The following is a 15,014-nucleotide window of genomic DNA, read 5'->3' on the forward strand; positions in this document are numbered from 1 at the left end:
TCAAAGCAGTGTCCTAACCACACGTCACTCGGTTAGATGAGTGTGGACACCAGAACACCCCGCACACCCACGGGGGACGGCCCGTCGGGATTCGACGACGCTCCCGCGCTGAGCATGGTGAAGGTGCCGAGCGATCCGGCGCAGATCATCGTCAATCATGCGAGCTTCCGCGTGCAGTTGGGCGCGTCGACGAGACGCACCCAATCCCCGCGGATCGCACGGAACTTGACCGCCGCCGAGGACCCCACCCGGATGCCGGCCGCCGGCGCCGCGGGACGCCGCCGACCCGTCGTGTGGAGCGGCAGGTCCGCCCCCGACGACACCGGCGCCCACCGCCTGCTGCAGGCCGTGCGGGGCGGCAGCATCGGCCATACCGAGCCGCCCGCCGGCGACGCCGGAGCCACCCAGGTCATCCCCCGCATCGATGTCGACCGCGGCTACCAGGCCGACTACGACGACGAGTTGGCCCAGACCATGGAGACCCCGGTCGTCGGCGCCCAGCGCACGCACGACGGCGACGGCACCCGACTCCTGCCCCACATGCGCACGGTCGGCAGCGCGTACGACGAACCCGCCCACGAGGGCGAGGAGTTCGACGACGGCTTCGACGAGTCCCGCGCCGACCGCGCCACCAGGCGGCAGGGCGACGAAGCCGCGCGGCACGGGTACTACCCAGGCCGCCGGATGAACCTCGGCGTCGTCCTCCTCCCGCTCCGGATCTTCCTCGGCTTCATCTCCATCTACGCCGGCATGGGCAAGCTGTGCGACCCCGTCTACTTCGACGGCGGCAAGCGCGGCTCCATGGTCAAGTGGCTCAACACCCTGCACCCGTGGGAAGTGGCCGAGCCCCTGCGCCAGTTCGCTCTCCAGCACCCCGTCGGTTCCGGCCTCGTCATCGCCTTCTTCCAGGTCATCGTGGGCGTCCTCACGATCCTGGGCTGCTGGCAGCGGGTCGCCGCGGTCATCGGCGCCGGCCTTTCCGCCGCGCTCCTCGTCACCGTCAGCTGGAAGAGCGTCCCCGCCTACGACACCCCCGACATCATCTACCTCGCCGCCTGGTCCCCGCTGATCATCGCCGGCGCCCCCGTCTACTCCATCGACGGCCGCCTCGCGGGCAGCGCCTGGCGCCGCCTCGGACCCCACTCGGACATCTGGGAGCTGCGCCGCTACGTCCTGCGCCGCGGCGCCCTCATCACCGCCATCGCCACCGGCGTCACCCTCCTGATCGGCTCCGTCCTCGGCGGTGCCGTCCGGGACGCCGACCGGGTCATCGTTCCCGGCCCCGGCGAGGCCCCGCGCAACGAACTGCCCGGCTCCCCGCTGCCGCAGGACTCCGCCAAGGCCCACAAGAAGAAGCCGTCGGCGTCCACCCGGCCCAGCCAGGGCGCCACCACGGTCCCCTCCGCCGGCACCTCGGTGACCCCCGGCGCCACCCGCGACACCGACACGACCACCACCGGCGGCTCGCCCAGCCAGACGCAGGGCACCACGGGCCGGACCGCCCCCCAGCAGTCCTCCCCGGCCCAGCAGGCACCCAGCACCACCTCAGGCCCGACCGGCGGCGGTACCAGCACCTCCGGCGGCTCGACCGGCGGCTCCGGCACCGGGGGTTCCTCCTCCGGCCAACCGGGCCTGGTGGGCGGCCTGTTGGGGTAGGCGGGCCGGTGGGCGACGTACTGGGCAACCCCACCGGCTGAGAGACATGAGCCCAAGACAAGGTCCCGCACCCACGGAGGTGCGGGACCTTTCCCACCTGGATCGGATTTCTTCGTTCACCCGTTTCGCGCAAGCTCGGGCCGCAGCGCTCGGCCCAGGCCTTGGGTTGGATCGGCAGGGCGATCGGCAGAGAGGAACCGCGCCCTCACTCCCGATCGCCCTGCGGCGTGGACTCCTTCTTCTGCGACTACGGCAGGAACCGCCGTGGTCCGTGTGTCAGTTGCAGAAGTTGAGGATGGGCAGGAGGCCGTTGCCGCACTGGAAGTGCTCGCCGTCCCCGTCCCCACCGCCGTGACCCTTGGCCGGGGCAGCCTTGGTCGCGACGTGCGTGGCGGGTGTCGCGGCCACAGCGGAGGTGGCGGTCGCCATCCCCGCCGCACACATGATGCCCACGACGGCAGTGACCGCGAATGCTCGCGGAATCCGGCAAACGGTCTTCTCGGAGAGAGGTGTTGTGTTCATGCACTCACCCTGCACACCCTCGCGATCAGCTGCTCGCCGAGCGCATCCGCACGGGTGAAGCACCCTCTAAGACCCGGCACACCCCTCACTCAGCCCTGGAAGTACCTGACGACTCGTCAGGTAAAGGGTCGGCTGTCGCGGCCTGTTGGGCCAGGCCAGGGCCCGGCTCCCGCGTCGGGTCCCACACCCCTGAGGGCTTGGTCCCGACCACCCCTGAGGGCTTGGTCCGACAGACCCGCAACCTGACGCCCTGCGTCACCGACCGAGAGCCGCCAGCTCCTTGGCCGCCTCGGTCAGATCCTTCGCGGTGTCGATGGCCCGCCAGTACGCCCCCTGCGGAATCGGGAACCCGGCCAGCCGCAACTCACGGGCCAGCGTGGGGAACGTCGTCCGCTCATGATCCCCCCGCTCCGGCAGCAGCCCGGCGAACGCGGGCGAGAAGACGTACACCCCCGCGTTGATCTCGAACGTCGACGGCGGGGCCTCGATGAAGTCCGTGATGTGCCCGAACCCGTCGGTCTGCACGGCCCCCCACGGAATCCGCGGCCGCGCCAGCGCCACCGTCGCGACCGCGTCGCGCCCGGTGTGGAAGTCCGCCATGTCCCGCAGCGAGAAACGGGTCCAGATGTCACCGTTCGTCGCGTACCACGCCCGGTCCGGGTGCGGCAGACGCGCCGCCGCGTACTTCAGACCGCCACCGCGCCCGAGCGGCTCCGTCTCGATGACCGTCTGGACGCGCACCGGAAGGTCGGCCGTCTTCAGCCAGTCCTGCAGCACCTCGGCCAGATGCCCACAGCTGATCACCACGTCCGTCACGCCTTCCTCGGCGAGCCAGACAAGCTGATGGCCGATGATCGGAGTCCCCGTACCGGGGATCTCGACCATCGGCTTGGGTCGGTCGTCGGTGTACGGCCGCAGCCGGGACCCCTGGCCGCCGGCCAGGATCACGGCCTGGGTGGGACGGGACGCGGCGTTCGGATCGGTCATGACCGGAACTGTACGACGCGCCCCTCTCCCGACCTCGGTCGGCATCCCCCCACGGGGTCAGCCGCTGTGCGCCGCGGCCACACCCGTCGCGAAGGACGTGTCGCAGACGGGGCGGGCGTACGACTGCGCGCGCGTGGGGCCGTACACACGGACCGCGGCGCGGCCCAGGGCCTTCGCGATGGAGGCGCAGTGTCTGGCGAGCGAGGGGCGCTCGTTCACGGCCTCCTGGAGGTGCGTGAGGGCGATGCCGGGGTTCTTCTCCTGGAGCTCGGTCAGGAGCTGCCCGCGCAGGGCGTCCTGGGGGGCGAGGGGGGCGCTGCCCGGCTTGCTGTCGGAGACCGTCGCGTCCGACGCGGTGAGCACCGAGGAGCTCGCGGGATCCCCCGACCAGTTGACTCGGGTGACCGCGAGGGTCCCGGAGAGCACCAGGACGACGGGCAGGACAAGGGCGAGGGAGCGGCCGATACGGCGGGCGGGGCCCCGGCCGCGTCGCGTCTGTTGGTAAGTGGAGTGCTTCACGCGTGTGAGGGTAGCGTGCGGTAATGATTTGGCGACATTTAGTCACCGATTCGGGGGACGGGATGGTGCCGATTTTTCGGTACGGCTTGACGCACACTGCTCGAAATGACCGGTGTGCCGGGGTATTTGTCGCCGCTCCCGAAGCGCGGAAAGGGCCCCGCAGACCGTCTGCGGGGCCCTTCTCGTCAACCTGGGTGAATTGGTGCGGTTCGTCCTCAGTCGGAGAGGCGCTCGCCCGTGGAGGTCGAGAACACGTGGGTCTCGCCCGGACGCGGCACGACGTGCAGCGTGGCGCCCTTCTCCGGGACCGCACGGCCGCTGACGCGGACGACCAGGTCCTTCAGCTCGCCGTCGACCTTGGCGGAGCCGTAGACGTAGCCGTCGGCGCCGAGCTCCTCGACCACGTTCACGGAGACCGCGAGACCGGCCGGGGCGTCCTCGGTGTCCTTGGAGAGGGCCGAGGCGGCGGCGCCGTTGTGCTCGACGATGTCGAAGTGCTCGGGGCGGACGCCCACGGTCACCGTGGTGTCACCCTTGTCGGAGGCGGCCTTGAGGGCCTCGCGGTTGACGGGCACCACGCTGTTGCCGAACTTCACACCGCCGTCGGTGATCGGGACCTCGACGAGGTTCATCGCCGGGGAGCCGATGAAACCGGCGACGAAGAGGTTCGCCGGGCGGTCGTACATGTTCCGGGGCGAGTCCACCTGCTGGAGCAGACCGTCCTTGAGCACGGCCACGCGGTCGCCCATCGTCATGGCCTCGACCTGGTCGTGGGTGACGTAGACGGTGGTGATGCCGAGGCGGCGCTGCAGCGAGGCGATCTGCGTACGGGTGCTGACGCGGAGCTTGGCGTCCAGGTTGGACAGCGGCTCGTCCATGAGGAAGACCTGGGGCTCACGCACGATGGCGCGGCCCATCGCGACACGCTGGCGCTGACCACCGGAGAGGGCCTTCGGCTTGCGGTCCAGGTACTCGGTGAGGTCGAGGATCTTCGCGGCCTCCTCGACCTTCTGCCGGATCTCCGCCTTGTTGATGCCGGCGATCTTGAGCGCGAAGCCCATGTTGTCGGCGACCGTCATGTGCGGGTAGAGCGCGTAGTTCTGGAACACCATGGCGATGTCCCGGTCCTTCGGCGGCAGGTGCGTGACGTCACGGTCACCGATGCGGATGGCACCGCCGTTGACGTCCTCGAGCCCCGCGAGCATGCGGAGCGAGGTGGACTTGCCACAGCCGGACGGGCCGACCAGGACGAGGAACTCGCCGTCCTCGATGTGGATGTCGAGACCGTCGACGGCGGGCTTCGTGGAACCCGGGTAAATGCGGGTCGCCTTGTCGAACGAAACAGTGGCCATGGCTCAGAGGCCCCCTTCTACCGGCAGGAACGTGCCGGACGATCCGTTGTAGGAAGGTGGTGTAGTCCACACAGGTGTGGACTGGCTCTGGACGGTACCTGGCGTTCACGCGTATGTCAGTACCTGGCGGACTGTGAACTTCGCGGAAATTTTCGACGGGCCGCCACGGCGACCTGGGTACACTGCTCGGGCGCACTCCCTTGGTGGCGGTGCATGCCTCCTTAGCTCAGATGGCCAGAGCAACGCACTTGTAATGCGTAGGTCGTCGGTTCGAATCCGACAGGGGGCTCTGTCGAACCCCAGGTCAGACCCACTCTGACCTGGGGTTTTGTGTTGGCAGCTCCACGCTGATGCGCAGCCCGCCGGCCTGGCGTGGGGTGAGGGTCAGGGTGCCGTCGTGGGCGTGGGTGATGGTCTTGACGATGGCCAGGCCGAGGCCGACTCCCGCGTGGTCGGTGTGGATGCGTTCGGTGCCGCGCTGGAACGGCTCGGTGAGGGTCGGGACCAGGTCCGGGGCGAGCTGTTCGCCGGTGTTCTCGACGGTGAGGACCACCGCCCCGGGGCGGACGCCGGTGGTGACCCACACGGTGCCCTGGTCGGGCAGGTTGTGGATGATCGCGTTGTGCACGAGGTTCGTGGTGAGCTGGAGCAGGAGGGCCGGGGAGCCGGTCGTCGGGGCGATGTCGCCGCGGGTCTCGATGGTGATGCCGTGCTTCTCCGCGAGGGGGAGGAGGGTTTCGGTGGCTTCTTCCGCCATGAGGGACAGGTCGACGTGCTCTCGGGTGAAGGACCGCCGTTCGGCCCGGCTGACCAGGAGCAGCGCCTCGGTGAGGTCGATCGCGCGGGTGTTGACGGCATGGAGGCGGTTGATGAGTACGCCGGTGTCGCGGTTCGGGTCGGCGCGGGCCACGTCGAGGAGCGACTTGGAGACCGCCAGGGGGGTGCGCAGTTCGTGGGAGGCGTTGGCCGCGAATCTGCGCTGTTCGGCGACGTGTGCCTCGAGTCGCGCGAGCATCGTGTCGAAGGTGTCGGCGAGTTCGCGGAACTCGTCCTTGCGGCCCGGTAGCCGGATCCGGTGGGAGAGGGATCCGGTGGTGGCCATGCGGGTGGCGTCGGTGATGCGGTTCAGGGGGGCGAGCATGCGGCCGGCGAGGATCCATCCGCCCAGGAGGCCGAACACCAGCAGGAACGTCATCGCCGCGGCTGCCGTCGGGGCGAAGGCCTTCAGGAACATGGTGCCCGGGGTTGCCTGTACCGCCCCTGCTTCGTTGTATGCGAGCTCTCCCTTTCGCAGCAGGTACAGCCACACGGTGGCGATGAGCAGGACGCCCGCGAGCATGAGGAACCCGGCGTAGCTGAGGGTGAGCTTGAGGCGAAGGCTCAGACCGGGTGCTCTATCCACGGTCGTCTCCTTCGGGTCCGGCGCCTGGCTGTGTGTCGATGCGGTAGCCGACGCCCGGCACTGTGGCGATGATCCAGGGTTCGCCCAGGCGCTTGCGCAGGGCGGAGACGGTGATGCGTACGGCGTTGGTGAAGGGGTCGGCGTTTTCGTCCCACGCGCGTTCCAGGAGGGCTTCGGCGCTGACGACACCGCCTTCGGCGCCGACGAGGATTTCGAGCACGGCGAACTGTTTCCGGGTGAGTGCGACGTAGCGGCCGTCCCGGTAGACCTCTCTGCGGAACGGGTCCAGGCGCAGGCCTGCGATCTCCCGCACGGGAGGGCGGTGGTGGGCGCGGCGGCGGTCGAGTGCGCGGAGTCGGAGCGCGAGTTCCTGGAGTTCGAAGGGTTTCGTGAGGTAGTCGTCGGCGCCGAGTTCGAAGCCGGAGGCCTTGTCGTCGAGGCGGTCGGCTGCGGTGAGCATGAGAATCGGCATGCCGTTGCCGGAGTCGATGATGCGTTTGGCGATCTCGTCGCCGGAGGGTCCGGGGATGTCCCGGTCGAGGACGGCGATGTCGTAGCTGTTGATGCTCAGCAGTTCCAGAGCGGTGTCGCCGTCGCCTGCGATGTCGGCCGCGATCGCTTCCAGGCGGAGACCATCGCGGATGGCTTCTGCCATGTAGAGCTCGTCCTCGACGATCAAGACACGCATGTCTTCGATGCTACGAGCGGGTGCATATCGTCGGCGTATCGAAATCCGTGTTCTACGGTTCCGTGTCCGGCGGTTCCGGCAGTGGCAGTTGCCTGATTGTCGGGTCCGGGACGTGGGCCAGCAGGGCCTGCGTGAACCGGTCCGCACGCAGGACGCGGAAGGGGCGGGAGTGGTACGGCCGTGTGGTGGGGTCGATGTGGTCCGTGAGGCCGAGCCGGTTGTGCAGGCGGGCGACCGTTTCGTAGGCGGTGGCGAGACGGCGCTCGCGTTCGTGCCGGTCGGTGGCCGCGAGGGCCGCGGTCAGGACCGGGGTGAGGCGGGCGCCTGCCGGGGTGCGGGCGAAGGCGCTGCCGAGCCATTTGCCGTACGGCGGGTAGCGGCGGTCCATGAGGAGGCACAGGCGCATCAGGTGGCGGGTCAGGCGGGCGGCGACGACGGCCGAGCCGAGTTCGTCGCCGACTTCTCCGCAGCGGCCGACGAAGGCCTCCTCGTGGGCGATGCGCTGCCACTGGCAGGCCAGGACGTAGCGCCACAGGTCGTGTGGGTACCAGCGCAGGGCGGCGCGGGCGGGGGCGAGGGTGTGCAGGCCGTCGTGGAAGAGGGCGCCGGCGGTGACCTCGGCGAGGCGTTGGGTGGGGGTGCGGAGCCAGTCGGCGGGGGTGATGGTGGAGGTCGGGTCGAAGCCGAGTGTGTCGGTGAACCACGAGGAGACGTCGGTGATCTCGACGCGGTGGTGGACCGGGCCGTCGGTGGGACGCATGACGCGGATGTCGCGGTCCTCGCCGGTGGGCGCGAAGTGGGTGGGGTAGCCGTGGAAGGTCTTCGGCAGGCGCTCGGTGAGGACGTGTCCGATACGGCCCGCATGGCGGGAGACGTCCCGGGGGCGCAGGAAGAGCTGGAGGCGCGGGCCCCATTCGTGGTCGGCGGAGCGCGGGGTGTCGTAGCCGAGGACTTCGGAGCCGGGGCCGATGCGCGCGGCGGAGTGCGGGATGCCGGACGCGGCCTCCTCCAGCAAGGGGGCCACCGCCTCGGTGTAGAAGCGGCGGGCGAGTTCGAGGCCGGGGACGAAGGCGGGCGTACTCGTCACGTGCCGGATGCCCTGACGAGGGCTTCGTCGGTGAGGCGGTACACCGTCCACTCGTCCTGGGGGCGGGCGCCGAGGGAGTTGTAGAAGTCGATGGCGGGGGTGTTCCAGTTCAGGACGGACCATTCGAGGCGCTGGTAGCCGCGCTCGACGCAGATGCGGGCGAGTTCGGTGAGCAGGGCCTTGCCGTGGCCGGTGCCGCGGGCCGTGGGGCGGACGTAGAGGTCCTCCAGGTAGATGCCGTGGACGCCGCGCCAGGTGGAGAAGTTGAGGAACCAGATCGCGTAGCCGACCACCGTGTCCGCGGCGTCGGTCGCCACGTGGGCGTAGGCGGCGGGGTGGGGGCCGAAGAGGGCTTCGTGGAGTTGTTCCTCGGTGGCCTTCGCCTCCGTCAACGCCTTTTCGTAGTCGGCGAGTTCGCGGATCAGGGCGTGGATCGCGGGGATGTCGGCGGGGGTGGCGGGGCGGATCACGGCTGTCGGCTCCGGGGGGTGCGTAGGCGGTGGGCGATGTCGAGTTGGCGGGGTTCGACGGGGCGGCCGTCCTTGATGTCCCAGAGGGCGTTCTGGAGGAGGCGTCCCATGGTCCAGGCACGCGCGCGTGCGCGGTCCAGGCCGAGGACGTCGGTCATGGCGTCGAAGCGCCAGGTGATCTCGTCGGCGTCGAAGCGGTTGTCGAGGGCGGGCCAGAGTTCGAACCCGGGGTCGCCGGCGAGGGGTTTGGGGTCGATGGCGAGCCAGGGGGCGCGGTCGGAGGCGAGGACGTTCTCGTCGTGCAGGTCCCAGTGCAGGAGGCGGTCGCCGGGTTCGTCGACGACCTCGCGTACGGCGGCCGCGCAGTCGGCGACGGTACGGCGGACGGCCGTGTCAGGGATGCGTTTCAGGGCCTCGGGTGTCTCGTCGAGCATGGTGTGCGCGATGTCGCCGAGCCGGCGCATCCCGGCGGGGGCGGGTCCCGCGGTCAGGTGGGCGAGCAGTCCGGCGATGATCAGGACCGCGTCGCGGGTGCCGGGCAGGGTGGACAGCATGCGGGTGGAGTCGAGGCGCTCCAGGAGCATGGTGTGGGTGACCGGGTCGTGGTCGAGAAGGCGCACGGCCCCGTCGCCGTCCCACCGGCGCAGGGCGACGGGTTCGCCGGCGCTCTCCTCGTCGAGGAGTTGGAGTTTGAGGACGGCCGGGGTGTCGTCGGCGCGGCGGACGACGGGCAGGACCAGCGCGGTGACGCCGTGCAGGGGGGAGCCGTCCGGTGTCAGGTCCCAGCGCTCCAGGAAGTCCTCGATCAGGGCGGGCAGTCCGGTGATGAACTCCCGGCCCCGGTCGCCGTTGTACAGCTCCTGTGTCGCCGCCAGTTCCTGCGGGATGTCGATCACGTGCCGGACCCTACCGGCGTGCGTGAATCGACTCATGCGAATTAACCGGGGTGTCCACAGGGTGTGGACGTACGTCCGCAGCGCCCCCGGCACCTATGTGTGGCTGGCGGTCCTCTTCGTGACGACGGTGGCGTTGCACCACATGTCGCCGGAGTTCGAGGAGGAGTTCCTGCGGCAGCGCTCGACGAACATCCATGAGCTGTCGAGCAATCCGCTGCGGGTGCTGGTCTCCAGTGCGATGTGGATCGACAGCGGGCACTGGCTGCCGTACGTCGTCCTCTACTCCCTCTTCCACGCGCCGGCCGAGCGCTGGCTGGGCACGGCGCGCTGGCTGGCGGTGTGCGCTGCGGCGCACGTGCTGGCCACGCTGATCAGCGAGGGGGCGCTGCTGTGGGGCATCCGGCACGGGATGGCGCCGGCGTCGGCGGTCAACACGCTGGACATCGGGGTGAGTTACGCGCTGGCGGGGGTGGTCGGTGTGCTCGTGTACCGGATTCCGGCGCCCTGGCGGTACGTCTACGGCTTCGTGGTTCTCGTCGTGTACGCGGTGCCTCTGGTGACCGGGCGGACCTTCACGGATCTCGGGCACTTCACGTCGGCGCTGATCGGGTTCGGGTGCCGGCTGTTGGTCGGCGGGCGGGAAAAAGCACGGAATCCGAAGGAGACAGCGGGTGCGCCGGCGGGTTAACGTCCCTGGCCATGAGCAGCAGGGTCGTGAACGGCGGTATCTCCTTCTGGTACGCGGACGACGGCTATCCCGAGGCGCGGGAGCCGCTCGGCGGTGACGCGTCGGCGGACGTCGTGGTCGTCGGCGGCGGGTACACCGGACTGTGGACGGCGTACTACCTGAAGAAGGCCGTGCCCTTTCTGCGGATCACCGTCCTGGAGCAGAAGTTCTGCGGTTACGGCGCCTCCGGGCGCAACGGCGGCTGGCTCTACAACGGCATCGCGGGCCGCGACCGGTACGCGAAGCTGCACGGCCACGAGGCCGCCGTACGCCTGCAGAAGGCCATGAACGGCACCGTCGACGAGGTCGTCCGGGTGGTCGGGGAAGAGGGCTTCGACGCCGGGCTCCACAAGGGCGGTGTCCTCGAAGTCGCGCGTACGCCCGCGCAGTTGGCGCGATTGCGGGCCTTCCACGAGCACGAGCTGTCGTACGGCGAGAAGGACCGTGAGCTGTACGGCGCGCGGGAGACGGCCGAGCGGATCCGGGTCGCGGACGCGGTCGGGTCGTCGTGGACCCCGCACGGGGCGCGGGTGCATCCGGTGAAGCTGGTCAAGGGGCTCGCGGCGGCCGTCGAGGCGCTCGGTGTCACGATCCACGAGCAGACGCCGGTGACGGAGATCCGGCCCAAGCACGCGGTCACGCCGTACGGCACCGTCCGCGCGCCCTATGTGCTGCGCTGTACCGAGGGCTTCACCGCCGCCCTGAAGGGCCAGAAGCGGACCTGGCTGCCGATGAACTCCTCGATGATCGCCACCGAGCCGCTGACCGACGAGCAGTGGGCGGCGATCGGCTGGGAGGGGCGCCAGACGCTGGGGGACATGGCGCACACCTACATGTACGCGCAGCGCACCGCCGACGGGCGGATCGCGCTCGGCGGCCGAGGGGTGCCGTACCGCTTCGGCTCGCGCACCGACAACGACGGGCGGACGCAGGCGCAGACGGTCGAGGCGTTGCGGGAGATCCTCGTCGGGTTCTTCCCGATGCTGGCCGGGACGCGGATCGCGCATGCCTGGTCGGGGGTGCTGGGGGTGCCGCGCGACTGGTGCGCGACGGTGACCCTGGACCGGTCGACGGGCATCGGCTGGGCGGGCGGTTACGTCGGCTCGGGTGTCGCCACCGCCAACCTGGCCGCCCGGACCCTGCGGGACCTGGTCCAGCAGGACTCCGGGCAGGGCGGCCGGACCGAGCTCACGGAACTGCCCTGGGTCGGCCACAAGGTGCGCAGGTGGGAGCCGGAACCCCTGCGGTGGCTCGGCGTGCAGGGCATGTACGCCACCTACCGCACGGCGGACCGGCGGGAGCTCACCGGCCACAGCGCGGAGTCGTCCCGGCTGGCGCGGTGGGCGGACCGGATCGCGGGGCGGCACTGATCGGATAACGCTTTCTGCGCTCTGTGGATACTCGTGAGGGCGTTGTCGTACCCCTGTGTCACTATCGCCTCAACGTTTGCTGATCCAGGGGGGATCCTTTGTCCGACGTTGACTCCTGTCCGCCTGTCGGAAGACAGAGACGGGCGGCCGTCTTCGCCGCTCTCGTCGCGCTGTTCGTCTCGCTGCTGAGCCTGACCGGGGCGGGCCCGGCCGCCGCCGAGGACACGGACTGTGCACCGCTCGTGCTCGCGCCCTTCGGCGATCCCGGGGACGCCGTCAACAAGGCGACCGTCCCGGTCGGGGAGAGCACCTGTTTCTCCCTGGCGGCGTCGGCGGCCGGCCGGTACTTGGTGTCCATCGACCGCGGCAGCGCCGCCTACGCGCAGATGTTCGCCGCGGACGGCACCGAAGTCGACTGCTACGACGAGACGTTCTCCGAGAGCGGCCGGTGCGACCTGCCCGCGCCCGGCGACTACACCCTCAAGATCGTCAACAGCGGCCAGTGGGACCTGACGGACACCGCGTTCACCGTCGTCCCGCTGAGTTCGGCAACCGAGGGCTGTTACGACGACGTCGGCACCGCCTGGTACCCGCCCCTGCCCGTCCGGACCACCGTGAGCGGTCTGGAGATCGACTGCCAGGCCTTCGAGGGCACACCGGGCGAGCGCGTCCTGCTCAGCCGGGCCACCAAGGTCTACGGCGAGATGGTCTCCTGGATCACCGACGCGACCGGCACCCGTATCTGCCCGCGCGTCACCGCCGACGACGAGAGCAGCCTCAGCTGTGTGCTGCCCGGTGAGGGCCCCTACCGGGTGATCTCCGAGGTGACGTACTCGGAGAAGGGGTTCCCCGCCGAGTACACGGCCGGGGTGCACTCGCTGACCGACCCCGAGGGCTGCCGGACCGCGTCCGTGCGCCCCTTCGGAGCGCCGGAGGGCCTGGACTACCAGGACAACCCCTGCTTCACCTTCACCGTCGGCAAGGCCGGACCGTACGTGGTCCACGAGGTCGACGACTACTCGGCGAGTGCCGCCCTCGTGTACGACGCGGCCGGGAAGATCGCCTGCGAGGAGACCGACCCCTGCAGGCTGCGGGCCGCGGGCACCTACACCGCGATCATCTCTCTCGGCGTCGACCCCGGTGACGACCTGCTCCTCCTCGACCGTGCCTCCGACGCCGGGTGCGTGGCGGCCGGGACCGGCGTGTTCCAGGGCGAGTTGAGCGTCGTGGGCGAGTACGACTGCCTGGCGCTCGACGTCCCCCAGGGCGCCACGATCGCCGCGCTCACCCCGATCGGCTCCGACGGTGTCGACGCCGAGGTGGAGGTCGTCGACGCGAACGGCACCGTCCAGTGCGGCACCACGAAACTGGCCGACGGCACCTGCGTGCTGGCCGGCACGGCTCCCTTCCGGGCGCTGGTGCACACCGACGCCCTCGGTACGGGCAACTCCACCGGCCCCTACTCGATCGCCTTCCACCGCGTCGACGGGGCGAACGACTGCCCGGTCCTGCCCGCCGGAAGCTTCGGTGCCGACGGCGCGAAGGCCACCTTCGGCACGGGTGACGGGGTGTTCTCGCAGTGCCTGGGTATTCCGGCCGACGCGCACACGGGCGCGGAGGTACTCCAGCTGGTCAACACCTCCGGGGGCGTGCCGGCGAGGTTCTCCGTGCTGGACGCCACCGGCAAGCAGGTCTGCGACCGCACCGCCACCAGCAACGGCTGGGTGGTGTGCGCGCTGACCCCGGGCGTGGCCCACACCGTGCTGGTCACCGGCCGCGACCTGGCCGCCACCTACACGCTGGCCCGGCGGGACGTCACCGCGAGCGCCTCCTCGGCGGGCTGCGTGAAGACCGCGGCGGCGAAGGTCGGCGGCCCGTCCGTGACCGGCGTGGCCGGCGAGCCGGGCACCCTGACCTGCCACCAGGTCACCACCGACGCGGCCGCCGACGCCCTGCACCTCGACGTGCGGGACGCCCTGGGCACCGCCAACCTCGCGGTGTTCGGCGGTGACGGCGGCTCCGAGTGCTCCTTCCGCAACCGCTCCTGCGCGGTCACCGGGTCCACCACCCACCAGGTCCTCGTGCAGACCCCGGTCACCCTGAAGGCGGCGCCCGAGTACCACCTGGACGCCCTGCGCGTCGCGACGGCGGACGGACCGGCGCCGGAGTGCACCCGGGTGCCCTCGGTGTCGTACGGCTACGGGCCCGTCACCGGCACGCTGGACGAGCAGCACAGCGCGGTGTGCGCGGTGCTGCCCACGGCAGGGTTCGACCGCTTCGACATGGCGATCACGGACACCACCGGGGCGACCACCACGGCGGTGCCGGCGCTCTACAACAAGTCCTGGAACAACGGCTGTTCGCTGTACATCCCGTCCGGCTGGCAGTGCGCGGCGGGCGGCTCCTCCTCGGGCGCCAGCCCTAGCGTCCTCGTGCTCGGCCTGCCGGAGAAGGCGTCCAGCACCTCCTACAGCGCCAAGCTGACCTGCACGTCCACACTGTGCGGGCCGGACAGGGTGAGCGTCGCGGCGGTCGGTCCCGCCACCGGCGTCACCGGCACCAAGGTGAAGCTCACGGTGACCGGTACCGCACTGCCCCTGAACGCGACCGTACGGCTCAGTCAGAGCGGCAAGACCTTGACCGCGACGACGGACTCGGTATCCGCCGACAACCGGACCCTGACCGCGACCCTCGATCTGACGGGGGCGGCGGCCGGCACCTGGAACGTCAGCGTGTACGCGGGCTGCTGCGAGTTCCAGAAGGGCACCTTCACCGTCACCGAGCCCCAGCTCACCAGCACGGTCGCTCCGAAGATCACCGGGACCGCCAAGACCGGCGCCAAGGTGACGGCCGAGCCGGGCAGTTGGTCGGCGGCGCCGACGTCGTACACGTACCAGTGGAAGGCGGACGGCACGGCGATCAGCGGGGCCACCGCGAAGACGTACACCGTTACCGCCGCGGTCGTCGGCAAGAAGCTCACCGTGACGGTCACCGCCGTCAGGAGTGGCTGGAAGAGCGGTACGTCGACCTCGGGTGCGGTGACCGTGGCCAAGGGCGACGCGCCCAAGGCGACCACGCTGCCGGTGATCAGCGGCACCGCGAAGGTGGGGAAGACGCTGAAGACGACCAACGGCACGTGGAGTCCGGCGGCGACCTCGTACGCCTACCAGTGGTACGCGAACGGCACGGCTGTCAGCGGTGCCACCAAGTCGTCGCTGGTGCTCAAGTCCGCCCAGAAGGGCAAGAAGATCACCGTGAAGGTGGTCGCGCGCCGCACCGGGCACAAGGACGGGTCGGCGGTGAGCAAGCCGACGAAGGCCGTCGTCAGGTGAGCTGAG

13 protein-coding genes and 1 tRNA gene are annotated in these 15,014 nt (G+C 70.3%); 5 read left to right on the plus strand and 9 right to left on the minus strand.

The window, feature by feature from the left end; translation table 11 throughout:
- Nucleotides 1-36 precede the first annotated feature (36 nt).
- Complete coding sequence (locus D1369_RS22285; RefSeq protein WP_007382940.1) at nt 37-1,656, plus strand: DoxX family protein; 1,620 nt, start codon at nt 37-39, stop codon at nt 1,654-1,656.
- A 276-nt stretch (nt 1,657-1,932) separates the two neighbouring features.
- Here D1369_RS22285 and D1369_RS43050 read toward each other — a convergent pair whose 3' ends face one another.
- From D1369_RS43050 to ugpC, 4 genes are all read right to left on the minus strand, one after another.
- Entirely contained in the window at nt 1,933-2,178 is a 246-nt protein-coding gene (locus D1369_RS43050; RefSeq protein ID WP_007382939.1) for a hypothetical protein, read from the minus strand.
- A 255-nt stretch (nt 2,179-2,433) separates the two neighbouring features.
- Complete coding sequence (locus D1369_RS22290; RefSeq protein WP_007382938.1) at nt 2,434-3,165, minus strand: nucleotidyltransferase family protein; 732 nt, start codon at nt 3,163-3,165, stop codon at nt 2,434-2,436.
- 57 nt (nt 3,166-3,222) lie between these two features.
- Nucleotides 3,223-3,684, minus strand: a complete 462-nt coding sequence (locus D1369_RS22295) for a hypothetical protein (RefSeq protein WP_007382937.1) — start codon at nt 3,682-3,684, stop codon at nt 3,223-3,225.
- 215 nt (nt 3,685-3,899) lie between these two features.
- The gene (ugpC, locus tag D1369_RS22300) at nt 3,900-5,036 is read right to left on the minus strand and encodes a sn-glycerol-3-phosphate ABC transporter ATP-binding protein UgpC (protein ID WP_007382936.1); all 1,137 of its coding nucleotides are present in this window, start codon (nt 5,034-5,036) and stop codon (nt 3,900-3,902) included.
- 215 nt (nt 5,037-5,251) lie between these two features.
- Here ugpC and D1369_RS22305 point away from each other — a divergent pair.
- Nucleotides 5,252-5,325, plus strand: a tRNA-Thr gene (locus D1369_RS22305).
- Between the two features lie 15 nt (nt 5,326-5,340).
- On the opposite strand, the gene D1369_RS22310 is transcribed toward D1369_RS22305, so the two are convergent.
- From D1369_RS22310 to D1369_RS22330, 5 genes are read right to left on the minus strand one after another with little or no spacing between them, the layout of a single operon-like run.
- Complete coding sequence (locus D1369_RS22310) at nt 5,341-6,438, minus strand: HAMP domain-containing sensor histidine kinase (protein ID WP_007382935.1); 1,098 nt, start codon at nt 6,436-6,438, stop codon at nt 5,341-5,343.
- Nucleotides 6,431-7,126, minus strand: a complete 696-nt coding sequence (locus D1369_RS22315; protein ID WP_007382934.1) for a response regulator transcription factor — start codon at nt 7,124-7,126, stop codon at nt 6,431-6,433. The genes D1369_RS22310 and D1369_RS22315 overlap by 8 nt, the downstream gene beginning before the upstream one ends.
- Before the next feature lie 52 nt (nt 7,127-7,178).
- Nucleotides 7,179-8,213 carry a DUF4037 domain-containing protein gene (locus tag D1369_RS22320; RefSeq protein ID WP_007382933.1) on the minus strand — a complete coding sequence of 345 codons (1,035 nt, stop codon included), beginning with the start codon at nt 8,211-8,213 and terminating at the stop codon, nt 7,179-7,181.
- Nucleotides 8,210-8,683, minus strand: coding sequence for a GNAT family N-acetyltransferase (locus D1369_RS22325; protein WP_007382932.1), 474 nt, complete (start codon nt 8,681-8,683; stop codon nt 8,210-8,212). The genes D1369_RS22320 and D1369_RS22325 overlap by 4 nt, the downstream gene beginning before the upstream one ends.
- Complete coding sequence (locus D1369_RS22330; protein ID WP_007382931.1) at nt 8,680-9,579, minus strand: hydroxyurea phosphotransferase; 900 nt, start codon at nt 9,577-9,579, stop codon at nt 8,680-8,682. The genes D1369_RS22325 and D1369_RS22330 overlap by 4 nt, the downstream gene beginning before the upstream one ends.
- 34 nt (nt 9,580-9,613) lie before the next feature.
- On the opposite strand from D1369_RS22330, the gene D1369_RS22335 reads away from it, so the two are divergent.
- From D1369_RS22335 to D1369_RS22345, 3 genes are all read left to right on the plus strand, one after another.
- Nucleotides 9,614-10,267 carry a rhomboid-like protein gene (locus D1369_RS22335; protein ID WP_037900598.1) on the plus strand — a complete coding sequence of 218 codons (654 nt, stop codon included), beginning with the start codon at nt 9,614-9,616 and terminating at the stop codon, nt 10,265-10,267.
- 11 nt (nt 10,268-10,278) lie between these two features.
- Nucleotides 10,279-11,676: an FAD-dependent oxidoreductase gene (locus D1369_RS22340; RefSeq protein ID WP_007382929.1), complete on the plus strand. Its 1,398-nt coding sequence runs from the start codon at nt 10,279-10,281 to the stop codon at nt 11,674-11,676.
- Between the two features lie 98 nt (nt 11,677-11,774).
- Nucleotides 11,775-15,008, plus strand: coding sequence for a hypothetical protein (locus D1369_RS22345; RefSeq protein WP_007382928.1), 3,234 nt, complete (start codon nt 11,775-11,777; stop codon nt 15,006-15,008).
- Nucleotides 15,009-15,014 lie beyond the last annotated feature (6 nt).

This window comes from Streptomyces sp. CC0208, assembly GCF_003443735.1.
GTDB classification, from domain to species: Bacteria; Actinomycetota; Actinomycetes; order Streptomycetales; family Streptomycetaceae; genus Streptomyces; species Streptomyces sviceus.

Coding starts and splice junctions, on each gene's coding strand:
- D1369_RS22290 (WP_007382938.1), bottom strand. CDS start 3,165: ATGACCGATCCGAACGCCGCGTCCCGTCCCACCCAGGCCGTGATCCTG.
- D1369_RS43050 (WP_007382939.1), bottom strand. CDS start 2,178: ATGAACACAACACCTCTCTCCGAGAAGACCGTTTGCCGGATTCCGCGA.
- D1369_RS22315 (WP_007382934.1), bottom strand. CDS start 7,126: ATGCGTGTCTTGATCGTCGAGGACGAGCTCTACATGGCAGAAGCCATC.
- D1369_RS22335 (WP_037900598.1), top strand. CDS start 9,614: ATGCGAATTAACCGGGGTGTCCACAGGGTGTGGACGTACGTCCGCAGC.
- ugpC (WP_007382936.1), bottom strand. CDS start 5,036: ATGGCCACTGTTTCGTTCGACAAGGCGACCCGCATTTACCCGGGTTCC.
- D1369_RS22340 (WP_007382929.1), top strand. CDS start 10,279: ATGAGCAGCAGGGTCGTGAACGGCGGTATCTCCTTCTGGTACGCGGAC.
- D1369_RS22285 (WP_007382940.1), top strand. CDS start 37: ATGAGTGTGGACACCAGAACACCCCGCACACCCACGGGGGACGGCCCG.